This window comes from Geobacter anodireducens (assembly GCA_001628815.1).
Taxonomy (GTDB): Bacteria; Desulfobacterota; Desulfuromonadia; order Geobacterales; family Geobacteraceae; genus Geobacter; species Geobacter anodireducens.
Genome location: CP014963.1, coordinates 2781009 through 2806590, shown reverse-complemented (window position 1 = coordinate 2806590; position 25582 = coordinate 2781009). Strand labels below are relative to the sequence as shown.

At 62.6% G+C, this 25582-nt stretch carries 15 protein-coding genes and 5 pseudogenes; 16 read left to right on the top strand and 4 right to left on the bottom strand.

Annotated features, from left to right (window positions below; translation table 11 throughout):
- Positions 1-16: 16 nt before the first annotated feature.
- Positions 17-2038 carry a histidine kinase gene (locus tag A2G06_12835; protein ANA41010.1) on the bottom strand — a complete coding sequence of 674 codons (2022 nt, stop codon included), beginning with the start codon at positions 2036-2038 and terminating at the stop codon, positions 17-19.
- Positions 2035-3432, bottom strand: a complete 1398-nt coding sequence (locus A2G06_12830; GenBank protein ID ANA41009.1) for a sigma-54-dependent Fis family transcriptional regulator — start codon at positions 3430-3432, stop codon at positions 2035-2037. The genes A2G06_12835 and A2G06_12830 overlap by 4 nt, the downstream gene beginning before the upstream one ends.
- 283 nt (positions 3433-3715) lie before the next feature.
- Between A2G06_12830 and A2G06_12825 the strand changes: the two are divergent.
- The 12 genes and pseudogenes from A2G06_12825 to A2G06_12770 all read left to right on the top strand — a co-directional run bounded on the left by A2G06_12825 (position 3716) and on the right by A2G06_12770 (position 17132).
- Positions 3716-6746: pseudogene (locus A2G06_12825) on the top strand (formate dehydrogenase).
- Positions 6743-7576 carry a formate dehydrogenase gene (locus tag A2G06_12820; GenBank protein ANA41008.1) on the top strand — a complete coding sequence of 278 codons (834 nt, stop codon included), beginning with the start codon at positions 6743-6745 and terminating at the stop codon, positions 7574-7576. Before A2G06_12825 ends, A2G06_12820 begins: the two are co-directional and overlap by 4 nt.
- Positions 7573-8778 carry a formate dehydrogenase gene (locus tag A2G06_12815; protein ID ANA41007.1) on the top strand — a complete coding sequence of 402 codons (1206 nt, stop codon included), beginning with the start codon at positions 7573-7575 and terminating at the stop codon, positions 8776-8778. Before A2G06_12820 ends, A2G06_12815 begins: the two co-directional genes overlap by 4 nt.
- A gap of 60 nt (positions 8779-8838) precedes the next feature.
- A pseudogene (locus tag A2G06_12810) lies at positions 8839-10274 on the top strand (formate dehydrogenase family accessory protein FdhD).
- A 26-nt stretch (positions 10275-10300) separates the two neighbouring features.
- A complete protein-coding gene (locus A2G06_12805) occupies positions 10301-10480 on the top strand; it encodes a TatA/E family twin-arginine translocation protein (GenBank protein ANA41006.1) in 180 nt (59 codons plus the stop codon).
- 551 nt (positions 10481-11031) lie between these two features.
- Entirely contained in the window at positions 11032-12135 is a 1104-nt protein-coding gene (locus A2G06_12800) for a Ni/Fe hydrogenase (protein ID ANA41005.1), read from the top strand.
- Positions 12119-13036, top strand: a complete 918-nt coding sequence (locus A2G06_12795) for a hydrogenase (GenBank protein ANA41004.1) — start codon at positions 12119-12121, stop codon at positions 13034-13036. Before A2G06_12800 ends, A2G06_12795 begins: the two co-directional genes overlap by 17 nt.
- Position 13037: 1 nt before the next feature.
- Positions 13038-14364: pseudogene (locus A2G06_12790) on the top strand (hydrogenase).
- 84 nt (positions 14365-14448) lie between these two features.
- A pseudogene (locus A2G06_12785) lies at positions 14449-16130 on the top strand (hydrogenase 2 large subunit).
- 54 nt (positions 16131-16184) lie between these two features.
- The gene (locus A2G06_12780) at positions 16185-16667 is read left to right on the top strand and encodes a hypothetical protein (protein ID ANA41003.1); all 483 of its coding nucleotides are present in this window, start codon (positions 16185-16187) and stop codon (positions 16665-16667) included.
- Between the two features lie 58 nt (positions 16668-16725).
- The gene (gene tatA, locus A2G06_12775) at positions 16726-16899 is read left to right on the top strand and encodes a preprotein translocase subunit SecA (protein ANA41002.1); all 174 of its coding nucleotides are present in this window, start codon (positions 16726-16728) and stop codon (positions 16897-16899) included.
- A 35-nt stretch (positions 16900-16934) separates the two neighbouring features.
- Positions 16935-17132 carry a hypothetical protein gene (locus tag A2G06_12770; GenBank protein ID ANA41001.1) on the top strand — a complete coding sequence of 66 codons (198 nt, stop codon included), beginning with the start codon at positions 16935-16937 and terminating at the stop codon, positions 17130-17132.
- A gap of 229 nt (positions 17133-17361) precedes the next feature.
- On the opposite strand, the pseudogene A2G06_12765 reads toward A2G06_12770, so the two are convergent.
- Together A2G06_12765 and A2G06_12760 are read right to left on the bottom strand one after the other, a co-directional pair.
- A pseudogene (locus A2G06_12765) lies at positions 17362-17721 on the bottom strand (hypothetical protein).
- A 345-nt stretch (positions 17722-18066) separates the two neighbouring features.
- On the bottom strand, positions 18067-18837 hold the full coding sequence (locus tag A2G06_12760; protein ID ANA41000.1) for a hypothetical protein: 771 nt from the start codon (positions 18835-18837) through the stop codon (positions 18067-18069).
- Between the two features lie 397 nt (positions 18838-19234).
- On the opposite strand from A2G06_12760, the gene A2G06_12755 reads away from it, so the two are divergent.
- The 4 genes from A2G06_12755 (at position 19235) to A2G06_12740 (ending at position 25469) form a co-directional block, all read left to right on the top strand.
- Positions 19235-20521 carry a glutamate dehydrogenase gene (locus tag A2G06_12755; protein ANA40999.1) on the top strand — a complete coding sequence of 429 codons (1287 nt, stop codon included), beginning with the start codon at positions 19235-19237 and terminating at the stop codon, positions 20519-20521.
- 47 nt (positions 20522-20568) lie between these two features.
- A complete protein-coding gene (locus A2G06_12750; protein ID ANA40998.1) occupies positions 20569-23364 on the top strand; it encodes a hypothetical protein in 2796 nt (931 codons plus the stop codon).
- Between the two features lie 44 nt (positions 23365-23408).
- A complete protein-coding gene (locus A2G06_12745; GenBank protein ANA40997.1) occupies positions 23409-24173 on the top strand; it encodes an imidazole glycerol phosphate synthase subunit HisF in 765 nt (254 codons plus the stop codon).
- Positions 24174-24383: 210 nt separating this feature from the next.
- Positions 24384-25469, top strand: a complete 1086-nt coding sequence (locus A2G06_12740) for a transposase (GenBank protein ANA40996.1) — start codon at positions 24384-24386, stop codon at positions 25467-25469.
- Positions 25470-25582 lie beyond the last annotated feature (113 nt).

Genomic DNA, 25582 nt, shown 5'->3' with positions numbered 1-25582 from the left:
TTCCTGCCTGCGCGGGTCACGCCCCCGGTGCGCCCTCAGTCTGTTCCGTCCCCCCCTGTCGCAGCGGCAGCACCACCCGGAAGGTGGTTCCCTCTCCCTCCGTGCTTTCCACCAGTATGTTCCCCCCGTGATCCTTGACGATGCCATAGGAGACGGAAAGGCCCAGCCCGGTCCCTTCGCTCTTGGTGGTGAAGAAGGGGCTGAAGATCCTCTTCAGGTTTTCGGGGGCGATGCCTCTGCCGGTGTCGCTCACGGAAACCGTGCAGGTGCCGGCCTCCTCGTCCCGGGTCGTGGCCACGGTGAGGCTGCCCCCGTCCGGCATGGCCTGGATGGCGTTGAGCACCAAGTTGGTGAAGACCTGCCGGAGCTGGTCCGGGTCCCCTGCCAGGGGCGGCAGGTCGACGGCGTACGCTTTCCTGATCTCGATGCGGGTGAGCGGCACCTGGTGCCCCATCTGCTTGAGGATGTCGTCCAGCAGGGGGGGGAGCGAGACCGTGCCGAGCCGGCGCTGCTGCTGGCGGGCGAATTTCAGGAGGCTGCCGATGATCCGCTCCACCCGCCCCACCTGTTGGGCGATGGTGTCCACTTCCTCCCGGTTGGGGTCGTCGTCGGGCAGCGCCATCTGGAGGAGTTCCGCATTCCCCCGGATGATGGCCATGGGGTTGTTGATCTCGTGGGCCACGCCGGCGGCAAGCATGCCGATGTCGGCCAGTTTCGCCGCCCGGACCAGGTCTTCCTGGGTCTTGACCAGGAGCAGGTTCTTTTCCTCCAGTTGGGCGGTGCGGTCAAGGACCTTCTGCTCCAGCTCCCGGTTCAGCTTGCGGATGTCCTCCTCCCGCTGGGCAAGGGTCCGGGTCATCTGGGCAAACTCGCCGGCCAGGTCGCTGATCTCGTCGCGGGTATGGATGACGATCTCCAGGTCGCGTTCGCCGGCGGTGATGCGCCGGGCCACGGTTTCCAACTCGCGGATGGGGCGGGCGAGCCGGGTGGCGATGAAGCTGGAGATGGCAAGCCCGATGAAGGAGCCGCAGAAGAGCACCACGCCGAAGATGAGCGCTATCTCCCGCTTCATCTCGCTGTAGGGCTTCTCGGGCATCCCCACGTAGAGGGAACCGATGGGGACCCCGCCCGGGCTGAGGATCGGCTCGTAGGAGGAGAAGTACCAGTCGTTGACCACGAAGGCCCGCCCCACCCACTTCTCCCGGCTCAGGATCACCCGGTTGAAGACCTCTTCCGACAGCCGGGTGCCGATGGCCCGGCGGTCCGGCGCGGTATAGACGTTGGTGGCGATGCGCAGGTCCCCCAGGAAGATGGTGGCGGTCCCCACGTCCCTGCCCTGGAAGCGGACCGCCTCGAAGACGATCTTCTTGATCCGGTCCACCAGCTCGTTGTTGCCGTTGAGGAGCACCCCGCCGTAGAGCGCCCCCACGATCCGGCCCCGCCCGTCGCGCACCGGCGAGGCGGCCACCATGACCATGCCGGTGCGCTCCACGAATTCATCCTCCCGCGCGCGGCCGGGGGTGGGGACGATCTCGATGGCGGCCCGGGCAGCCAGGGCCGTGCCCTCCTTGACCAGTTCCTCGGGGGTGAGCACGTCGGTGCCGCTCACCTGCTCGCCGCGCAGGGCGCGGGAAACCACGGCGTCGGTCGCCTTCAGGTCGCCGTGGGCCTCGGCGTTGCTGGCCCGGAAGATGACCTTGCCCCCCGCGTCCACGGCGGTGAGGATGTCGAGCCCCTCGGCCTTGAGCAGGGGGACCAGGAGGCTGCGGAGGGTGTTCCGGTCGCTCTTTTCCAGGATGGCTGCGGTGAAGGGGTTGGTGGCGGTGAACTTCACCACGTCGCGGATGTGCTCCACTTCGCCGTCGTAGACCGCCCGGGCCGCGTTCAGGTCGGTGCGGACCTTTTCCTGGGCCTGGGCCACGATGCGTGAATTGATGATGTAGACGCCGATGAGCCAGCAGATGCTGGTGGCCACGAACAGGGGGATCAGGGTGGCAAAGGTCAGCTTGAGGCGTATGGGGAAGCGGAGCGGCTTCATTCGTCCTCGGCCGGGGCGCCTCCCGGCAGGGTCAGGGCGTACTCGACGATCTTGCGGTCAAGGGTCTTGCGCGAGATGCCCAGGATCTCGGCGGACCGGCTCTTGTGCCAGCCGGTCTGGCGGAGGATCCGCTCGATGTGCTCCTTTTCGATCACCTCCAGGGAGATGAGGCGGTCTTCCCTCGGCGGGGCAAGGGGGGCGGGGGCTCCGGCCGCCTGCCGGTACATGGGGAGGACGTCGGGGGTCACGAACTCCCCCCGGGCGAGGATGGCGGCCCGCTCCACCACGTTCTCCAGCTCGCGGACGTTGCCGGGCCAGTGGTAGCCCTGCAGTACCCGGACCGCCTCGGGCGAGATCCCCTTCAGCTCTTTCCTGACGCGGCGGGAGTACTTCTGGAGGAAATACTCGGCCAGGGGGATGACGTCCTCGGCCCGCTCCCGCAGCGGGGGAAGATTGATGGTGATGACGTTCAGGCGGTAGTAGAGGTCTTCGCGGAAACGCCCCTCCCGCACTTCTTTGGCCAGATCCTTGTTGGTGGCGGCCACGAAGCGGATGTCCACGTTCTTGGCCTTGGTGGCACCCACCGGGATGAAGTCCCGCTCCTGGATGACCCGCAGCAGCTTCGCCTGGACCGTGGCCGACACGTCGCCGATCTCGTCCAGGAAGAGGGTGCCGCCGTCGGCCTCCTCCAACAGCCCCTTCTGGGTGGTGATGGCGCCGGTGAAGGCGCCGCGCATGTGGCCGAAGAGCTGGCTTTCGAGCAGCGTGTCGGACAGGGCGGCGCAGTTGATGGAGAGGAAGCGCCGCCCCCGGCGGGGGCTGTTGTAGTGGATGGCGCCGGCGATCAGCTCCTTGCCGGTGCCGGATTCGCCGAGGATCAGGATGTTGGCGTCGCTGCCGGCCACCTGGAGGGTGAGCTCGTAGACCTCCCGGAACTTGGCGCTGGTGAAGATGATGTTGTCGGGGGTGTCGGGCCGCGCCAGCTCCTCCTTGAGGGCCTTGTTCTCCTTCATGAGCAGGTCCATCTCAAGGGCGTTGTCGATCACGCCCAGGATCTTCTCGCGCGGGAACGGCTTGGTAACGTAGTCGTAGGCCCCCAGCTTGATGGCGTCAACGGCCGAGTCGATGGTGCCGAAGGCGGTCATGACCACCACCGGCAGGGAGGGGCGGAGTTTCTTGACCCGCTTGAGCACTTCGATGCCGTCCATGTCGGGCATCCGCACGTCCTGGAGCAGGATGTCCGCATCGCCGTCGATGCCGGCCTCGATCCGGGCCAACAGGCTCGTGCCGTCGGCAAAGGTCTCCACCTCGAAATCCTTGGCCTGGAACATCTTCTGGAGGTAGCGCCGGATTCCTTCTTCGTCGTCGCAGATCAGTATTTTCGCCTTGAGCATCGTTGCCCGGATTCCTTTTTTCATGTGAGGTGTGTGGGTGGGACACGGTTGGCCTTTGTAGACGTGTCTACATGGACAAAATGATACAGAGGTGGCCAGAATTCTGCAAGACAAGAATTCCATTTTCCGGGAGCACCCGCGGGGCCGAGGCAATAAAAACTAATAATTATCAAATGTTATTTCAGTGTATCGGCCTGTAACCGAATTGGCACAATGATTGCCCGTATACGCTCCGGATATCTTCAAACCGGCCCGAAGGGGCCTGACACCTAAGGGGGATGTAATGGGTATTTCACGAAGGCAGTTCCTGCAGGGAGGGGCGCTGGCCGGAGCGGCGCTGGCCCTTTCCGGCACGCCGGGGGAGGCGAGCGCCGATTCTCCGGACCTGCGCACCAAGGGGACCAAGGTCACCACGACCGTCTGCCCGTTCTGTTCGGTGGGCTGCGGCCTGATCGTCCATACCAAGGACGGCAAGGTCATCAACACCGAAGGAGACCCGCAGCACCCGATCAACCAGGGCTCGCTCTGTCCCAAGGGGGGCGCGCTGTTCCAGATCGCCAACAACGACAAGCGGCTCCAGAAGGTCATGTACCGGGCTCCCGGCTCCGACAAGTGGGAAGAGAAATCGTGGGACTGGGCCCTTGACCGGATCGCCCTGCGGATGAAGGAGACCCGCGACAAGACCTTCAGGAAGACCGAGCTCAACAAGAAGGACAACAAAGAATACGTGGTGAACCGGACCGACGGCATGGCCTTTTTCGGCGGCGCCGGCCTCGACAACGAGGAGTGCTACCTCTGGTCCAAGTTCGCCCGCGCCATGGGGGTGGGCCAACTGGAGCACCAGGCCCGATTATGACACTCCTCCACAGTCGCCGGTCTGGCGGCTTCGTTTGGTCGTGGCGCAATGACCAACCACTGGATTGACCTGAAGAACTCCGACGTCATCTTTGCCATCGGCTGCAACCCGGCCGAGAACCACCCCATTTCCTTCAAGTGGATCGAAGCGGCCCTGGATAACGGCGCCAAGCTGATCTCCGTGGATCCGCGCTTCACCCGCACCTCATCCAAGGCGGATATCTACGCCCAGATCCGTCCGGGCACCGACATCGCCTTCCTGGGCGGCATGATCAACTATGCCATCCAGAACAGGATGATCCACGAGGAGTACGTGCGCGAGTACACCAACGCCACGTTCATCGTTTCCGAGCAGTTCGACTTCCAGGACGGCATGTTCTGCGCCTTCGACGATCAGGAGAAGGTTTACGACCTCAAGTCCTGGGCCTATGCCACCGGCGCCGACGGCAAGCCCAAGCGCGACATGAGCATGAAGGACCCCAAGTGCGTCTACCAGCTCATGAAGAACCACTACAAGCGCTACGACATCGACACGGTCTGTGCCATCACCGGGACCCCGAAGGAGGACTACCTCAAGGTGGTCAAGGCATTCTGCGCGACGGGCCGGCCGACAAGGCGGGGACCATCCTCTACGCCATGGGGATCACCCAGTCGACCCACGGCAGCCAGAACGTGCGGGCCGTGGCGCTGCTCCAGATGCTGCTGGGCAACATCGGCATCGCCGGCGGCGGGGTGAACGCCCTGCGCGGCGAATCCAACGTCCAGGGTTCCACCGACTACGGGCTCCTCTTCCACATCCTCCCCGGCTACCTGAAGTCGCCGGAGTTCGACAACGTGGACCTGAAGGCCTATGTCGAGAAGTGGACCCCCAAGACCAAGGACCCCAAGAGCGCCAACTGGTGGGGCAACACCCCCAAGTACACCGTGAGCCTCCTGAAGGCCTGGTACGGCGACAATGCCACGGCCGAGAACGACTTCTGCTATGACTACCTGCCAAGCGGATGGGGAACTACTCCTACGTGAAGATCATGGAGAAGATGGGCAAGGGCGAGCTGGAAGGGCTCGTCTGCATGGGGATGAACCCGGCCGTGGGCGGTCCCGACTCCGTGGCGGCCCGCGAGGCCCTGGGCAAGCTCAAGTGGCTCGTCACCGCCGACCTCTGGGAGACCGAGACCTCCATCTTCTGGAAGCGCCCCGGCGTCGATCCCAGAACGATCCAGACCGAGGTCTTCATGCTGCCGGCCGCCTCGTCCATCGAGAAGGATGGCTCCATCTCCAACTCGGGCCGCTGGGCCCAGTGGCGCTACACCGCGGTGCATCCCCTCGGCGATTCCCGCAGCGACCTCCACATCATCGACGAGTTCTTCAAGCGGATCAAGGCCCTCTACCTGAAGGACGGGGGCGCCTTCCCCGAGCCCCTCACCACGCTCGCCTGGAACTACGGCACCGGCCACGAGCCCGACGTCCACCTGGTGGCCAAGGAGATCAACGGCTACTTCACCAGGGACGTCATCATCAAGGAGAAGGACAAGGTCCTGGAGTTCAAGAAGGGCGACCAGGTCCCGGCGTTCAAGTACCTGGCCGATGACGGCTCCACGGTATCCGGCTGCTGGATCTACTGCGGCTCCTACACCAACGAGGGGAACCAGATGGCCCGGCGGGACCCGTCCGACCCCACCGGCCTCGGCATGTTCCCCAAGTGGACCTGGTGCTGGCCGGTGAACCGCCGGATCATCTACAACCGCGCCTCCGTCAACCCGGCGGGCGAGCCCTTCAACCCCAAGCGTCCGGTCATCGCCTGGGACGCCCTGGAGAAGAAGTGGAAAGGGGATGTCCCCGACGGTCCCTGGCCGCCCATGAAGGACGACAAGGAAGGGAAGTACCCCTTCATCATGCTTCCGGAAGGGCATGGCCGCCTCTACGCCCTCGACATGAAGGACGGCCCGTTCCCCGAGCACTACGAGCCGGTGGAAAGCCCAGCCAAGAACCTTCTTTCAAAGGTCCAGACCAACCCGGTGGTCAAGGTGCCTTCGAACGTGTCCACCGACACCTCCAAGTTCCCCCTGATCGGCACCACCTACCGGGTGACCGAGCACTGGCAGGCCGGTGCCATGACCCGCAGCCTTCCCTGGCTCGTGGAGCTGGTGCCCGACATGTTCGTGGAGATCAGCGAGACGCTGGCGAAGCAGAAGGGGATCAGCCAGGGGGATATGGTGAAGGTTTCCACCGAGCGGGGGAGCATCCAGGCCAAGGCCCTGGTCACCAGCCGCCTCAAGCCCTTCAACGTGCAGGGCAAGCTGATCGAGCAGGTCGGCATGCCGTGGCACTTCGGCTATGCCGGCCTTGCCACCGGCGACAGCGGCAACGTCCTGACCCCCACCGTGGGGTGCGCCAACACCGGCATTCCGGAATTCAAGGCGTTCCTCTGCACCATTGAAAAAGGAGGTAAGGCCGCATGAGTGCCGGAGCCATCGACTATTCGAAAACCAGGACGTTCCTGATCGATACCACCAAGTGCACCGGCTGCCGCGGCTGCCAGGTGGCCTGCAAGCAGTGGAACCAGTTGAAGGCCGAGACTACGACCTTCTTCACCGGCGAGGGGTACCAGAACCCGCCGGGCATGAGCGAATTCACCTTCACCCGCGTGAAGTTCAAGGACTACCAGAAGCACGGCCAGAACGAGTTCGCCTTCTACAAGGAGATGTGCATGCACTGCAACGACCCCGCATGCGCCTCCGTCTGCCCCGTGGGTGCCTTCGAGAAGACCGCCGAGGGGCCGGTGGTCTACCATTCCAAGAAATGCATCGGCTGCCGTTTCTGCATGGTGGCATGCCCCTTCGGCATCCCCAAGTACGAGTGGAGCAAGGCGTTCCCCCTGGTCAAGAAGTGCACGGGCTGCTACAGCCGGGTGAAGAACGGCCTCGATCCCGCCTGCGCCACGGCCTGCCCCACGGCCATAACCTACGGTCCCCGGGATGAGATGATCAAGGAGGCCGAGAAGCGGATGTCCGCCCGGCCCGACCGTTACGTGAAAGTGGTCTACGGCAAGGAAGAGGCCGGCGGCACCACGGTCCTCTACCTGACCCAGCAGCCCCTGGACGAGCTCGGCTTCAAGCCGGTCACCAAGCGACCGCTGCCGTCCTACACCTGGCAGGCCCTGCGCCTCGTGCCGGGGATCTTCCTGACCGTGGGCGGCACCCTCTCCCTCATTACCTGGTTCCAGCACCGCAAGGACCGGGTCCGGAAGGAAGAAGAGGAGCAGAAGAACCGCAAGGAGGGGAACCAATGACCGCAGCACGCATCGTCATCAATGAAATAAAGGGATACCACCGGTTCATCAAGTTCCTGATGGTCCTGGTGGGTGCGGCGGCCGTGGCCTCCGCGGTCCGCTTCATCTTCGGCCTGGGCGCCACCACCAACCTGAACGACCTCTACCCGTGGGGCCTCTGGATCTCCTTCGACGTGGTCACTGCCGTGCCCCTGGCGGCCGGCGCCTTCACCATCGGCATCGTGGCCCACGTCTTCCACATCAAGAAGCTGGAGCCCCTGGTCCGGCCGGCCATCGTCACCGGGTTCCTGGGCTATTCGCTGGTCTGCGTCGGGCTGCTGCTCGACCTGGGCCAGCCCCAGCGGGGGCCGTACGTTCTCTTCAACTGGAACGTCCACTCCCCCATGTTCGAGGTCTCCATGTGCGTCATGGCGTACACCACGGTCCTCTTCCTGGAGTTCCTCCACCCGGTGAGCGAGCGGTTCGGCTGGCACATCCCGCTGCGCCTGCTGCGGACCCTGGAGCTGCCCTTCGCCATCCTGGCTGCCATGATCTCCACGCTGCATCAGTCGACCCTGGGGACCTTCTTCCTGATCGCCGTCGACAAGCTCCACAACCTCTGGTACAATCCGCTGCTGCCGCTGCAGTTCTGGCTTTCGGCTATTTTCACCGGTCTCTCCATCGTCATCTTCGAGGCGAGCCTGGTCCATAAGTATATGGGGCAACCGGACGAGTCGGACCTGCTGGCCACGCTGACCAAGATCATCCCCTGGATCATGGGGGTCTACATTGCGGTCAAGGCCTACGCCCTGGCGTTCCTCTCCCACGGCCCGCTCTTCGACCGGCCGGTCCTGACGGCCCTCTTCAGCGTGGAGGTGATCGTGGGTCTGCTGATCCCCTTTGCCATGTTCCTCACCAAGCGGATCAGGACCGACAAGCAGATGCAGCTCCGGGCCGCTTCCCTGGTGATCATCGGCCTCATCCTGAACCGGTTCAACGTCTCCATGTTCGCCATGCACCAGCCCGGTCAGCCCGTGTATTTCCCGAACTTCATCGAGTCGGTGGTGACCATCGGCATCATCGCGGCCCACATCCTCTTCTTCGTGCTCATCGCCAAGTATTTCCCGATCTTCGAGCACCACCCCGAGGCCACCGACTACACCATCCCCGACCGTTTCCGCAAGATCGAGAAGCACGGTCACGGGGCGGCGAGCGAGGCGTAGTTCACGTAATCCAACGGCGCAGGGGCAATTCATGGATTGCCCCTGCAACCACGAGACCCCATGAAAACCATCCACATCTACACTAACGGCCGACTCGAAGAAAAGCAGGGCGATATCGTGCGGGAGTTTCCGCTGGTGCTCCAGGTGAACGGCCGGGAGATCGCCACTCTCATCGCATCTCCCCACGACCTCCGCTTCCTGGTGGCCGGGTTCCTGCGCAATCAGGGCTTTGTGGAGTCGGCGGCGGATTTCCACATGCTGGCCGTCTGCGAAGAGTTCGGCATCGCCAATGTCCGGGTCAGGCAGGAACTGCCCGAGCGGCTTAAGCCGGTCCTCACCAGCGGTTGCGGCACCGGCATCACCTTCACCCTGGAGACGGGGGGGCGGGAAGCAGCCGTGGCGCCATTGCCCGCCGTGGCACCGGAGGCGGTCTTCCGGCTCATGGAGGAACTGGCGCGGCAGGCCGACAACTACCGGAACCACGGGGGCATTCACTCGGCCGCCGTGGGGGACGGGGAGGGGAACCTCCTCCTCTGTGCCGAGGACATCGGCCGGCACAACACCCTCGACCGTATTGCCGGCGAGGCCCTGCTCAAGGGGATCGATCTGGCCGGCCGCATCCTGGTGACCTCGGGGCGCGTCTCCACGGAGATGGCCTCCAAGTGCGCCCGGCTCGGCATCGCCCTGGTGGCATCCCGCACCTCGGCCACCGATATGGCGGCGACTCTCTGCCACGAGGCGGGAATCTGCCTCCTGGGCTACGTGCGCGGAGGTAAGTTCACGGTCTATACCCACAGCGACCGGCTGCTGGTGCCGGAGCAGGCTGCGGCATCCCTGCCCGCGCAGGTGCCGAGGGGCAGGATTCCCGGCGTCACCGGCGTCATCCTTGCCGGCGGCCATTCCAGCCGTATGGGGAGCAACAAGGCCCTTCTCCCTATCGGGGCGGGCGTTTCATCGAATCGATCCACCGCCAGCTCTCCGAGTATTTCGACGAGGTCATCGTCGTGACCAACACGCCGGAGCAGTATGAATTCCTCCCGTGCCGGAAGGTGACCGACATTCACGAGGGAATGGGCGCCCTGGCCGGCATCCACGCCGGTCTCCACCATAGCTCCAATCCGGCGGCCTTTGTGGTGGCCTGCGACATGCCCTACCTCAATGGCGGCCTGATCCGCCACCTGGCCTCCATGGCCGATCCCGGCGGGGTCCTGATCCCCGAGAGCCCCACGGGCCTGGAGCCGCTCCACGCCGTGTACGGCAAGGGGTGCCTCGCCGCCATCGAGGCGACGCTCCTCTCGGGCCAGCGGCGGATCGTCTCGTTTTTCGGCAGGACCAATGTCAATCGCGTCAACGTGACCCAGGTAGCCGCGTTCGACCCCGAGTTCAATTCGTTCCGCAACATCAACACACCGACCGACTACTACCGCCTGAGGGAAATCGAGCGCGGCGAGGCCCAGCCCGCCCCGGCCGACGAGCGGGCCGAGGCGTCGGCGTAACGTTGTAACAAAAAGGAGGCAGAACCATGTTCGGATTCGGCATGCCCGAAATGATTATTATCCTCGTCATCGCCCTGGTGGTGTTCGGCCCGGCGAAACTGCCCCAACTGGGCCAGTCCCTGGGCGCGAGCATCAGGAATTTCAAGAAGGCGTCCCTGGAAGAGCCCGAGAAGATCACCGTAAAGGAAAAGGACGAGCACGCCTGACCCCGTAACCGCGCGCTCGCCGCAACCCAACCCGCCTCCGGCAACGGAGGCGGGTTTTTTTGTGCCCACCGCGACGGAATGACGCGAAAATCGTGGATATCAGTTGCTTTGTTGTTGTTTTGTAATCTTGAGGTTTGAAGGCCGTTGTGCGGGGTGTTGAAGAAAAAGAACCAAATAAAACAATCTGTTAGCAATGAGCTACGCGATTGGTGGGGCCAGCGGTGCACACTTGTAAAAAAATAGCCGTCATAATGATACAAGAGTTGCTTTTTTTGAGACAAAAATATACAGTGAAGTGAGACAAAATGACGCAATGCGGGAAAAGGTATACATGTCCTGTTGGGCACTCGATTCTGGATCGCACGTTTCATTCGTAATTAAATCGATATATTGTGTGTATTTTTATGGAGAGGCAAGCTTGTTTTGTTTTTGGCACATATGTTGATGTTTACGTTTTACGAAGAAGCCGAGTGTGTTATTTTTAATCATTGATGCAAACGAGAGTGATTTCGTGCTGCTGACAATCACGCATCATACCGACAGGGGGAGTTATGGGAAAGGAAGCTGTGCTTCGCGGCGGCGTGTCGCGAAGGGATTTCATGAAGACCTGCGTTGCAGCCACCGCCATCATGGGGCTGCCCTACAGCATGCACGCAAAGGTGGCCGAAGCTGCCCAGAAGGGCGGCCGGCCGGCCGTGATCTGGCTCCACTTCCAGGAGTGTACCGGCTGTTCCGAGTCGCTCCTGCGTTCGAGTCACCCGGATGTTTCCGAGCTGATACTCGACATGATTTCGCTGGACTATCATGAAACCCTCATGGTCGGCTCGGGGCACCAGGCGGAGCAGTCGCTCCACGACTCCATGAAGGCGAACCACGGCACGTATATCCTGGTGGTGGAAGGTGGCATCCCCACCAAGGACAACGGCATCTACTGCAAGGTGGGCGGCAAGACCGCCGTGGACTCCCTGACCACCGCCGCCGAAGGGGCCGCCGCCATCATCACCATCGGCACCTGCGCCTCCTACGGCGGCATCCAGTCGGCTCCGCCCAACCCCACGGGCGCCGTGGGGGTCCGCGACCTGATCAAGAACAAGCCGATCGTCAACATTCCCGGCTGTCCGCCCAACCCCTACAACTTCCTCTCCACGGTCCTCTACTACCTGACCTTCAACAAGCTCCCCGAACTGGACGCGCTGGGCCGTCCCAAGTTCGCCTACGGCCGGAAGATCCACGAGCACTGCGAGCGCCGTCCCCACTTCGACGCGGGCCGTTTCGCCACCGCCTACGGCGACAAGACCCATGCCGAGGGGTACTGCCTCTACAAGCTGGGCTGCAAGGGGCCGGCGACATTCGCCAACTGCTCCGTCACCCGCTTCAACGACGTGGGGGTATGGCCCGTTTCCGTCGGCCACCCGTGCATCGGCTGCACCGAGCCGGATATCCTCTTCAAGAAGCCCATTGCCGAGAAGCTCCAGATCCACCTGCCCACGCCGCCCGACACCTATGCTCCGGCCGAACTGGGGCAGAAGGGTCCCGGCGTGAGCCCGGCGGCCACCGGCCTCGTTGGCCTGGCCGGCGGCGTAGCCCTGGGTGCCGGCGCCATGCTGGCCAAGAAGCTGCCCAGCGGGGAGGAAGGTCATGAAAAGCACGACTAGGCGCGATTTCCTCAAGATGATGGGGATGACTGGCGCCGCCTGCCTGGCGTGCGCCGCGCCCCTGTCTGCCTCCACGGCCCCGGTCGGCGAGAGCGAAACCGCCATCGCCATGCTTTACGACGCCACCAAGTGCGTGGGGTGCAAGGCGTGCATGGCGGCCTGCAAGCGGGTCAACATGGAGCAGAACAATCTCTCCTACGAGTACCTGCCCACCGACGGAGACAAACTCTGGGACGCCCCCAAGGACCTGTCCGGCGACACCCGCACGGTCATCAAGCTCTACAAGGAGTCCGACACCCGCTTCTCCTACGTGAAGCACTCCTGTATGCACTGCACGAAGCCCGGCTGCGTGTCCGCCTGCCCGGTCAAGGCCATGACCAAGGACCCGGTCACCGGCGTGGTGGCCTACAACAAGAACGCCTGTATCGGCTGCCGCTACTGCCAGGTGGCCTGTCCCTACAATATCCCCCGCTTCCAGTGGGACAAGGCGCTGCCTCAGATCGTCAAGTGCGATTTCTGCAAGGACACGAACCTGAAGGCCAAGGGGATGCCCGCCTGCAGCGAGACCTGTCCCGCCGGCGCCATTGCCTTCGGCAAGCGCACGGATCTCCTGGCCGAGGCCCACAACCGGATCAAGGAGAACCCGGACCGCTACATCCCCAAGGTTTACGGCGAGAAGGAGGTGGGCGGCGCCAACCACCTGTACCTGGCCGCCTTCCCGTTCCAGAAGCTGGGCCTGCCCGAACTGAAGGAGGAGTCGCCCGCCGCCTTTTCCGAGCATATCCAGCACACCATCTACAAGGGGTTCATCGCCCCGGTTGCCCTCTACGGGACCCTGGCGGCCATTGCCCTCAGGAACAAGAAGAAGCAGGAAGATCTCGGACACGGGGAGGACGATTGAGATGGGATCGCATCACGATGAATATCAGGTTCAGCCCGGCACGATCTTGACCCGGCCCTTCTTTATCCTCCTGTTCTTCGTCCTGGTGGGGCTGGCGCTCATCGCCTACCGGTTCTTCGCCGGCGTAGGCGCGGTTACCGGGCTGTCCGACGGCTACCCCTGGGGGATCTGGATCGCCTACGACGTGGCCACCGGCACCGCCTTCGCCTGCGGCGGCTATGCCCTGGCGCTGCTCATCTACATCATGAACCGGTGGAAGTATCACCCCCTCATCCGGTCGGCCATCCTGACCAGCGTGTTCGGCTACTGCCTGGCCGGCTTCTCGGTCATGGTGGACCTGGGCCGCTACTGGAACGCCTACGGCTTCTTCATGCCCAGCCGCTGGCAGGGCAACTCGGTCATGTTCGAGGTGGCCCTCTGCGTCATGTCATACTCCACGGTCCTGATCATCGAGTTCCTCCCGGCGGTGCTCTACACCCTGGAGCACAGCAAGTGGAAGTGGGTGCGCGAGTCGTCCCACTGGCTCTACGCGCGCCTGATCCCCGACACCGAGGCTTCCGCAACGGCCTCGCCAACGTGAGCAAGGCGGCGGGCCACCTCCAGGTGCGGCTCGACAAGGTCCTCATCTTCTTCATCGTCCTGGGGATCACCCTGCCGTCCATGCACCAGTCGTCGCTCGGCTCCATGATGATCATTGCCGGCGAGAAGCTGAGCCCCCTGTGGCAGACCGGCTTCCTGCCGCTGCTCTTCCTGATCAACTGCATCTTCATCGGCTACTCCACGGTCATGTTCGAGTCGATCCTCTCCTCCTTCGGCTTCAAGCGGGCCTATGAGGTGCACGAGCTGTCCGGCATCGCCCGGATCGTGCCGTGGGTGGCAGGGCTCTGGATGGCGATCCGCTTCGGCGACCTGATCTGGCGCAACCAGATCCCCACCATCCTGACTTTTGACAAAAACGCTCTGTTCTTCCTCCTGGAGGTGCTCCTGATCGGTGGCGGCGCCTTCATGATGCTGTCGCGCAGAAACCGGCTCTCCCCGCGGCTCCTGTTCCTGAGCGGCGCCATCCTGATGCTCGGCGGCGGGCTCTACCGGTTCAACGTCTACCTGATCGGCTTCAATCCGGGCGAGGGGTGGAGCTATTTCCCCTCGGTGGCGGAATTCCTCATCACCGTGGGCATCATCGCCATCGAGATCCTCGGCTACCTGACCCTGGTGAAGATTTTCCCGGTCATGCCGAATCCGAAGAAGCACTTTGCCGAAGAGGGCAAAGAGGTGGTGGGGGAGACTGCGGCCGGGTCGCTCCCGGCGGCGTGTACGCAGGAAAATAATGGGCAGCGGCCGGCGGCCGGGGATACTCTCAGGCCGCCGGCCGCTCCGCGTCGAACGCATACATTTCATCTCTGGAGGAATACATGTCCAAACGCATCACCATAGACCCCATCACCCGGATCGAGGGGCACCTGAGAATCGATGTGGAAGTGAACGGCGGCCAGGTTTCCAAGGCCTGGTCCTCGGCCCAGATGTGGCGGGGCATCGAGACCATCCTCAAGGGGCGCGATCCCCAGGATGCCTGGTCCTATGCCCAGCGCTTCTGCGGCGTCTGCACCACGGTGCATGCCATCTCGGCCATCCGTACCGTGGAGAACGCCCTGAACGTGGAAGTGCCCCTCAACGCCCAGTACATCCGCAATATCATGATCGCCCAGCACTCGGTGCAGGATCACATCGTTCACTTCTACACCTGTCCGCCCTGGACTGGGTCGATATCGTGTCCGCCCTGAAGGCCGACCCGAAAAAGGCCTCCTCCATCGCCCAGAGCCTGTCCGACTGGCCCGGCAACAGCGAGAAGGAATTCAAGGCGGTCCAGGACAAGCTCAAGGCGTTCGTGGCCAGCGGCCAGCTCGGCATCTTCGCCTCCGGCTACTGGGGCCATCCGGCCATGAAGCTGCCGCCCGAGGTGAACCTGATCGCCGTGGCCCACTACCTGAAGGCCCTGGACTACCAGCGCCGGGCCTCCCAGGCCGTGGCCATCCTCGGCGGCAAGAACCCCCACATCCAGAACCTGGTGGTGGGCGGGGTCGCCACCGCCGTGAACATGGAGAACATCGCCACCCTCAACATGGAGCGGATCGCCTATCTCCGCACCCTGATGGAGGAGACCCGCGACTTCGTCCAGAAGGTCTACTACCCGGATCTGGTGACCATCGCCTCCTTCTACAAGGACTGGTTCTCGCACGGCGCTGGCGTCACCAACTACCTGGCAGTCCCCGAGTTTGCCGAAAATACCCGCAACACCAAGTTCGCCCTTCCCGGCGGCACCGTCTATGGCGGCGACCTGGGCACCTTCAAGGCAATCACTACCCATCAGGATGCGGCCCTCATCCAGGGTATCACCGAGGGGGTGGCCCACGCCTGGTACGAAGGCTCCGCCTCGCTCCACCCGTGGGACGGCGAGACCAAGCCCGCATACACCGATTTCCAGGATAACGGCAAGTACACCTGGTGCAAGTCGCCGCGCTACAACGGCAAGCCCATGCAGGTCGGGCCGCTCGCCCAGGTCATGGCCGCCTACGCCACCGGCCACCCCAAGGTCAAGAAGCTGGTGGACGACGCGGCCGCAAAGCTCGGCATCGGCCTCAAGGACATCCACTCCACCATGGGGCGGCTCTTCTGCCGGGGTGTGCGCGCCCACGTCATGGCCGACTACTCCCTCGAATACCTGGACAAGCTCGTGGCCAACATCGGCAAGGGCGACACCACCTACGCCAACCATACCGAGATCCCCGACGGCGAGTACCGGGGAGTCGGCTTTCACGAAGCGCCCCGTGGTGCCCTGTCCCACTGGATGGTCATCGAGAAGAAGAAGATCAAGAACTTCCAGGCCGTGGTTCCGTCCACCTGGAACGCCTCGCCCCGGGACGAGAACGGCCTTGCCGGTCCCTACGAGGCATGCCTCGTGGGCAACCCCGTGGCCCAGCCGGACAGGCCGCTGGAAGTGCTGCGCACCGTCCACTCCTTTGACCCCTGCATCGCCTGCGCGGCCCACACCATCGATCCGACCGGCAAGGAGATCACCACGGTCAAGGTCCTGTAGTACATCGAGACGCAGGGGCAATTCACGGATTGCCCCTCCAGTGCGAGGAATCGAATGAGAACCCTTATTTTCGGCGCCGGCAACCTGATCCTCACCGACGAGGGCTTCGGCGTCCACTGCATCAACCACCTGGAAGAGAACTACGTGTTCCCGCCCGAAGTGGAACTGTACGACGGCGGCACCCTGGGGATCATGGTCACCCACAAGATCGAGGAGGCCGACCGGGTCATCCTGGTGGATACGGTGGAAACCGACGGCAACCCGGGCGACGTCTTCCGCTACGAGAAGGAAGACATCATGCTCAACCGCCTGCCGGTCAAGCTGTCGCCGCACCAGATCGGCATACAGGAAATGCTCTACATCAGCGAGATGCGCGGGGCCTGCCCGGACCGGATCAGCCTGCTGGGGGTCATCCCCTCTTCCCTGGACCCGGGGAGCGAGCTCTCGCCGGCCCTGAGCGAATGCCTGCCCCGGGTGGCGGGGCTCATCGTCGACGAACTGCGCTCCCTCGGACACGAGGTACGCGAACGGAACTGAGCCGCCCCCCAGGGGAGCGGCAGAGCGCCGGACCCGGTGCCGGCGGGAGGATCGCACCATGTTTGGATTCGGAATGCCTGAATTGATCATCGTTCTCGTCATCGCCCTGGTGGTGGTGGGGCCGTCCAAGCTGCCCCAGCTCGGGCAGGCCCTGGGCAGTAGCATCAAGGGGTTCAAGAAGGGAATGAACGAAGACGACGTGAAGGTCATCGACAAGACCAACGAGGCCTGATCGACGGGGCAGGCCATGGAAGCGGGAGGTGCGTCATGCCGACGGTCATCATTGGTGCAGTGGCGCTGTTCGCGGCAGGAGTGCTCTTTTCTCTGCCCTGTGGGCACCACGTCTACGGGCTCGGCGGGATATTCCTCGGCGCGCTGCTCGCCTGTGCAACGATCCTGACGGAGAGCCGGGCCCTTTCCGATTCCTGGTCCCGGTTCAGGACCAGGGGGAGCGGCGAGGTCTGACACCCGAAACCCTGAGAGCCGGGGCGACGATGGGGCGTATGTGCTCCGTCAGGCTCCCTGACACCGCGGAACAGTGAAAACGGCCGGGTGAGGCGGCAACCTGCCGGATGCGCGGTCGTCCGTCCGCTGATGTCATAATAAACGAGAGGGGCCCGGGCCCTCTCGTTTATTTTATCCCGGCCGTTACCGTGGCGCCCGGACGGGATCGACCCCGGTGGGGCTCCGCCACCGACCTGATGACCCCGAGCACCGTCTCGCGGGAGAACGGTTTGGGGAGGAAATCGCTGGCCCCTCCGTCAAAGGCTGCGCGGATCACCTCGTCGCAGGCGTAGGCGGTCATCATCACCACGGGGAGGGCAGGGCGCAGTTCTTTCACCCGATGAAGGATCTGCAGCCCGTCGGCATCGGAGAGCCGCATGTCCTGCAGCAGCAGGCTCGCGTCCCCGGGGGCACCCCCCTCGATCCGAGCCAGCAGGCTCGTCCCGTTGCCGAAGGTCTCGACCCTCAACCCTGCCGCCTCGATCATCTTCTTGAGGTAGCGCAGCATTCCTTCTTCGTCGTCACAGATCAGTACGGAACCGCCGAACATGACGTCCTCCATGACTTGCGTGTGGTCAATTCTGGACCGCGTACCGGACAAAATGTCACACCCGGTCCAGGAACCCCGTGCGGCACCGTGGGCCGAGCCCCATGCTCGGCCGCGGTCGAGGGCCATTTCCCGTGGTACCGGCGCCGCGATGCCGCACGGCAGGTGTGTAGTAACAAAAATGGTGCCAGATGCGGCGGCGCCTCTGCCTTCCTCCCCCCGATCCCCATGCCTGACCAGTGTAGCAGACCATCGCACGCGGGCAATGAGCGGGCGCGTATACGCGGGCAGCAGAGGAGGCCGCTCCGGCGGCAGGCCAGCGCTGCGCACCGGCATCCGGCGACTGCGTCAGGATTCGCCCCCGAACCGGTACTCCACGGTGCGCGGATGATCGGTCGCGCCGTTGTAGCTCCGCTCCACGAAGGTGCACCGGCCGTTGCGGTCCATGAGGATCACCGTGGACGAGCGGGTGCCGTAGGTGGGGCTGGTGATGAAGAGGGGGGAGAGGAGGCGCTCCCAATCGAGGCTGACCCCCGTGTCGGGCAGCAGGTGGTCGGGTGCGGGGGTACGGTCGGCCAGGATGGCGAAGAGGTCGTCCACGGCCGGGTCGTCCGCTGTTGCCAGGAGTCGCGCCAGGGCATCCCTGCCCCGCGCCACCTTGGGCCAAGGGGTGTCGAGCAGGTGGTTGGAAAGGCCGTGGATGCCCGGCGCCAGGGGAGATGCGGCCGCGCCCCGGTTCGAATGGTAGTGAAGCCCGTTGCCGTCGCCGAAGATCAGGTTGAAGCCGTTGTAGTCGTGTCCGTCCCGCTGCAGATGCTCCAGCCACCGGGCCGGTGTCGCGTTCCCGGCCAGGAAGCCGGCAGCCAGCTCACCCCGCGAGCGCGCACCCACCCGATGGGTCCCGGGGTCGCGGTAGTTGGTTACCGCGGCGATCCTGCCGTCCCCGGTCACCCCGCACCAGGTGCCGTTGGCCGTCAGGTCACGTCCGGCCAGGACGTGGGGTGCATCGTCCCAGAAGGCGGCCGGGGCCGTGGGGCGGGCATAGAACTCGTCCCGGTTGGCGGCCAGCACCAGGCGATAGCGCGGATGGGCATCGAGGGCAAAGAGGATCAGGCACATGGTTGGCTCCTTCGTGCGCGGGGCATGGCTGGCGGTCACGGGTGGCTCGCCGGCCGTTTCAGGTGATAATGATAGCGTGTCCGGAGGGCACTGTCATGGGGCTGGATATCTTCCCGCCCGGCACCGCCCTGGAAAAGCATATGGCATTAGATGCAATCATATGCTAGTAGAAACAGGCAGCGTGAATCTGATGCATCTTTCCAGCCGCTCGGCAGCGAGGGGGGCCGCTGAGTGGTCCCCTTGGCGGCCTGTGCCTGATTTGCTTGACGAATCTGCTGCTTGTCATTGCCCGGCACCACTGATATTGTGATGAAAAATCAGAGGCTGTTGCAAAACTGCTGCGGGACCAGTTCCGCAGCAGTTTTGCAACAGCCTCATAATAAAAGGAGAAACCCGCATGACCCATGGCTCGTACAATCCGTTTAAAATTGCGCAATATCAATTCGATAAGGTGGCAGATCTTCTGGATCTCGATGACGGAATCAGGCAGTTGCTCAGGCAGCCGATGCGTGAATATCACTTTACCATCCCGGTAAGAATGGACGACGGAACGGTACGGGTGTTCAACGGGTTTCGCGTGCAGCACAACGATGCGCGCGGCCCGGCAAAAGGGGGCATCCGCTTTCATCCGATGGAAACCATCGATACGGTGCGTGCGCTTTCGATGTGGATGACCTGGAAATGCGCGGTCGTCGATATCCCGTTGGGCGGCGGCAAGGGCGGCGTCATCTGCGATCCCCACCAGTTGAGCCTGCGCGAACAGGAGCAGATCTGCCGTGGCTGGATCCGCCAGATTGCAAAAAATATAGGCCCGTGGAGCGATGTGCCCGCCCCGGATGTGATGACGAACGGACAGCATATGCTCTGGATGCTGGACGAGTTCGAGGCAATTCACGGTGGCCGGTTCCCCGGCTTCATTACCGGAAAGCCGCTCGGCAGCGGTGGATCCCAGGGGCGCACCGAAGCCACGGGTTATGGTGTGGTGTATGTCCTGGCCACGGCGCTTGATGAAATGGGCATTGCCATCGGAAAGACCACGGCCAGCATCCAGGGGTTCGGCAATGTCGCGCAATACGCGGCCCGGCTCTACACCCACCTTGGCGGCAAGGTGCTCGCCATATCCTGCTGGGACCAGAACGACATGACCAGTTACACCTATCGCAAAAAGAGCGGCGTCAATGTCATCGAACTGCAGGAAATTGCCGACAAGTTCGGCAGCATCGACAAGAACCGGGCCGGCGACCTGGGCTATGAACTGTTGCCGGGTGATGCGTGGCTGGAGCAGGATGTGGACATCCTGATCCCGGCGGCGATGGAAAGCCAGATCCACCAAGGCAATGTGGATAAAATCGCGCCAGGCGTAAAAGTGATTGCCGAGGGCGCCAACGGACCCACAACACCGGAGGCTGACGAGGTTATCCTGCAGCGCAACATTCTCACCCTCCCCGATTTCCTTGCCAATGCCGGCGGCGTCACCTGCAGCTATTTCGAACAGGTGCAGTGCAACACCAATTATTTCTGGGACAAAAACGAGGTGCTCCAGAAACTGGAAAAATACATGACCTCGGCGTTCATTGCAGTGGGTGACGTAGCCCGGCGGCAGAAGATCGGCATGCGTGACGCGGCATACGTCATCGCCATCAATCGCGTGGCCCAGGCGGTCCAGGCGCGGGGCTGGGCATGATGCGGGCTGCCGCGGCCAGAGCCAACCGCTGACCGGGAGGTCACACCATGCCAGGCAACGGACAGCCCCCTGAACTGATTCAGGTCCTGCTCGAACGGGAAAAGGAGCTGAACTGCCTCTACAGGATCGAGGAGTTGCTGGCCAGGCGTTCCGGTTCGCTTGCCGGGCTTTTCCGCGACATCATCGCGGCGATCCCTTCCGGCTGGCGCTACCCCGAACTCTGCCAGGCCCGCATCGTGTATGACGGGGCGGTGTACCAACCGCCCCATTTCATCCCGAGTCGCTGGTCTGAAGCCGTTCCCATATCCGCAGGGGACCGGGAGGCAGGCTCGCTCGAAATATCCTACGTACGGGAGGTGCCTTTTTCACCCGAGGGCGAAGGTGTTTTCCTGGAGAAAGAAAGCAAGCTGCTCCGGACGATCGCCGACCGGATCGGCCAGACATTGCTTCACCGGGACCTGGAGAAACTCCTCTGCGAGCAGCGGGCGGCAACGCGCGAATGGATGGCGCTCGTGGACGCGCTGCGCCGCACCGACGAAAGGCTCTATCTCTACTGCTCCCGCAAAATGCTCTATTTCCTGTGCAGAAGCGATGTCAAAGAGGCCCGTCAGGCCCTTGACGCATTTGCCGCAACCTTTGCCGCCCATCATCCGGAGACCGTATCCGAGATCAACAGCCCGAGCCGGCGGAAACCCGGCGTCGACATCCTCGACATGAGCGCGCAGGTGTTCGAGATTGCCGCGCGTCACTTGAGCGACGCCGAGATACTGTCCTCCCTGCACCGGTGGATTCAGGAGAACAGGCTGAGTTATCTGATCAAGACCGTGGACTCGGCAAACATATCCCTGGGCAAGATCATCGATGTCATTCTGCGGTATCGCGCCCAGTCCGGCGACGGGGCCGTCCTGGCGCAATCGACGGAGAAATGGCTCCGGGTGTCGCTGATCCGCCGGTTTTTTTCCGACAGCATCGATTTCATCAATCTCGTAAAACATCACCTGCAGGTGTCCGATTTTTTCGATCTGGTGACCCGGATCATCTACCCTGCCACAAGCAACGGGCGGCTGGGGGGGAAGAGCACCGGGCTTTTTGTTGCCTGGCGCATTCTGACCAAGGCTGCCGCCAGGGAGGGGCTGCTTGCGGATATCAGAATACCGAAAACCTGGTATCTGACTGCGGACTGCCTGACCTCATTCCTGAACTATAATGACCTGGAGGATGTGAACGAGCTGAAGTACAAGGATATCGAGCAGATCCGCTTCGAATATCCCAACATCATCCAGCTTTTCAAGCACGGCCGGTTTCCTGCCGACATTTACCGGGGCCTGTCCCATGCGCTGGACGATTTCGGCGAATGCCCGATCATCGTGCGTAGCTCCAGCCTGCTGGAGGACCAGGCCGGGACTGCGTTTTCGGGCAAGTACAAAAGCCTTTTCCTATCCAATCAGGGGGACAAGCGGACCAGGTTGCACGCCCTGCTCGATGCGATTGCCGAGATCTACGCGTCAGTGTTCGGGCCGGACCCGATCGTCTACCGTTCCGAGCGGGAGCTGCTCGATTTCCGCGAAGAGATGGGCATCCTGATCCAGGAGGTTGTGGGGAGACGGGTCGGCCCTTATCACATGCCGGTGTTTGCCGGGGTGGCCATGAGCTCCAACGAGTTCCGCTGGTCACCCCGCCTGAAGCGCGACGATGGCCTGTGCCGGCTGGTGCCGGGCCTCGGCACGCGGGCCGTGGACCGCATCAGCAACGACTACCCCGTGCTGCTGTCCCCCGGACAACCGGCCCTGCGGGTGAATGTCACGCCTGACGAAATACGGCGCTATTCACCCGCAAAGGTGGACGTGATCAACCTCCAGGACCGGGTTTTCGAGACGGTGCCGCTGGACCGCCTCCTCCACGGGCACGGAAGAGACATTCCGCATCTGTCCCACCTGATTTCAGCCTACCGCGACGGCCAGATCTGCCACATCCCGACCATGGAACTCCACCTGAACCGCGACGAAATGGTCGCCACCTTTGACGGCCTGGTGAAGCGCACCCCGTTCATCAGGCAGATCAAGGCGATCCTGCAGGCCCTGCGGGAAGGGATGAAGATGCCCGTGGAGATAGAGTTCGCCCATGACGGCAATCAACTCTACCTGCTGCAGTGCCGGCCGCAAAGCATGGAAAACGAGGCGCTGCCCGGCACCATACGGGATGACATCCCGGAGAGCGAGGTCCTGTTTACGGCGCATCGGTTCATTTCAAACGGACGCATACCGGACATAACCCATATCGTCTACGTCCCGCCGGAATGCTACGCGGCACAGGCAAGCCTGGATGCGCTGGTGGACATCGGCCGGGCGGTGGGGCTGTTGAACGCTCTGCTCCCCAAACGCCGCTTCATCCTGCTGGGTCCGGGGCGCTGGGGGAGCAGGGGAGACATCAGGCAGGGGGTCCACGTCTCCTATGCCGATATCTGCAATGCGGCGGTTCTGATGGAGATCGCATACAAAGCAGGCTCCCACGAACCAGACCTCTCCTTTGGCACGCACTTTTTTCAGGACATGGTGGAAGCCGGCATCCGGTATATCCCCCTCTATCCGGAAGACCACGGCAACAGGTTCAACCGCCGGTTCCTCATGGACTCCAAGAACCTGCTGGCAGCGATGCTGCCGGGGTACGCGCACCTGGCTGACGTGCTGCGGGTGATCGAAGTCTCGCGGGAAAGGGTCGGTAAAATTCTCAGGATAGTGATGAACGCCGACCAGGTCATGGCCATGGGGTTTTTTGCGGAACCGGCAACGGGCAGCGGGAAGGGTGGGCCTGAAAACGGGACAGGGTATTCCGCCCCATCGTGATGGGGATGTTGCAATCGTGGAGCAGGATTCGGAAAGGAGACAGTATGTCGGTCGTGAAGATCATGCCGTGCCTTGACATGAAAAACGGGCGTGTCGTCAAGGGGGTGAATTTCGTAAACCTGCAGGATGCCGGCGATCCGGTGGAAAACGCCCGGTATTATCAAAGCGAGGGAGCCGATGAACTGGCCATGCTCGACATCGCCGCAACCCTTGAAAACAGGAAAACCCGCCTGGAGTGGGTAGAAAATGTCGCGGCAGTCATTTCCATCCCCCTGACGGTGGGCGGCGGCATCGGCAGCATGGATGACATCAGGATGACCCTTGCCGCGGGCGCCTCCAAGGTCTCCATGAACAGCGCCGCGGTCAAGGACCCTTCTCTGGTGCGCCATGCCGCCCGAGAGTTCGGTTCCGAGCGGATAACCGTGGCGGTCGATGCCCGCAGAAACAGTGCAATGCCGTCGGGTTTCGAACTGGTGGTTTCCGGCGGCACGAAACCGGTCGGCAGGGATGCCGTCGAATGGGCGCGCCAGTGCCAGGATCTCGGCGCGGGCGTCATCCTGCCCACAAGCATGGATGGCGACGGCACGCGAGCAGGATATGACCTCGCATTCACCAGGGCGATCGCCGATGCGGTCACCGTGCCGGTCGTCGCATCCGGCGGCGCCGGAACCCTCGAACATTTTTACGACAGCGTGGTGCAAGGCGGGGCCCGGATTCTGCTGGCGGCGTCGGTGTTCCATTTCAAGACCTTCCGCGTCAAGGACGTGAAAGAGTATCTGCACGGCCGGGGCATCCAGGTCAACCTCTGATCCCGTATCGCCTGGCGCGGGAGTGGAGAAGCCAGCGGCTGAAGCCCGGGAAGCCGGGGGAAATCAGGGGTGTTCGCTATGATTCCGTGTCGGGGGTGTGTGTCGGCCGGATGAAGTTCAGCCTAACAGGCTGTTGAAATTCAAATAGAGAAAACAGCCGTTTTATGGTAGTTTATCGCGCATAACACTTTGCAATTATTGAGGAAAGTTATGCGCGGTTTTGACAGCAACACAGAAGCACTTTTTACCTATGTGACTCCTGAATCCTTTGTCCCGAAGGACCACCCCTTGCGGGCCATTCGTAAAATGGCTGACGAAGCCCTGGCAGGGATGGACAAGCTCTTTGACAGTATGTATGCCACAACCGGCAGATCGTCGATCCCGCCGGAGAAGCTCTTGAAAGCCCAACTGCTGATGATTCTTTACTCCATCCGTAGCAACCGGCAGCTGGTGGAGCAGATCCACTACAACTTCCTGTTCCGCTGGTTCCTTGGTATGGGCCTGGATGAGAAGGTCTGGGACCATTCCAGTTTTACCAAGAACAGCGAACGGTTGATCGGTTCCGAGGTTGCTGCCGAGTTTCTGTCACGGATACTGGCTCAGGCGGAAAGAAAGCGCCTTTTGTCACGCGAGCACTTCACGGTTGATGGCACCCTCATCGAAGCCTGGGCATCCATCAAGAGCTTCAAGCCCAAGGATGGTCCACCGTCAGCTGGCGGTGGAGGCAGAAACGAGACCGTGGATTTCAAAGGGCAGAAGCTTACCAACGAAACCCATGGTTCTGTTACCGATCCCGATGCCCGTCTCTACCGCAAGGGAAAGACCAAGGAAGCCAAGCTCTGCTACCAGGGGCACACCCTGATGGAGAACCGCAGTGGCCTGATTGTCAGGACCAAGGTAACAATGGCATCCGGTTCCGGCGAACGCGAAGCGGCAAAGACAATGGTGCAGCGTCTCCCCCGGACCACCCGCCGCATATCGCTTGGCGGTGACAAAGGCTACGACACGGAAGCCTTCGTCAGAGAACTCCGCCGGCTCAGGATCACACCGCACGTGGCGCAGAACACCACGAACAGAAAGTCGGCCATTGACGGTAGAACCACCAATCATCCGAACTACGCCATCAGCCAGAAGATCAGGAAACGGATCGAAGAAGGCTTTGGCTGGATGAAGACCGTAGGCAGGTTACGCAAAACGATGTACCGGGGAATCGAGAAAATCGCCATGCAACTTGACCTGCACGCAGCGGCTTACAACCTGGTTCGGATGAAAAACCTGGGCCTTGGTGTCACCTGACAGGGGGAACATCCCTCGAATCAGGCAACAACAGCAGCATATGAGGTTGATAAAGAGCAAAACGGCGGACTGAAACCCGATAAAGCGCTCAACTGATTCAAAAAAATCGAACT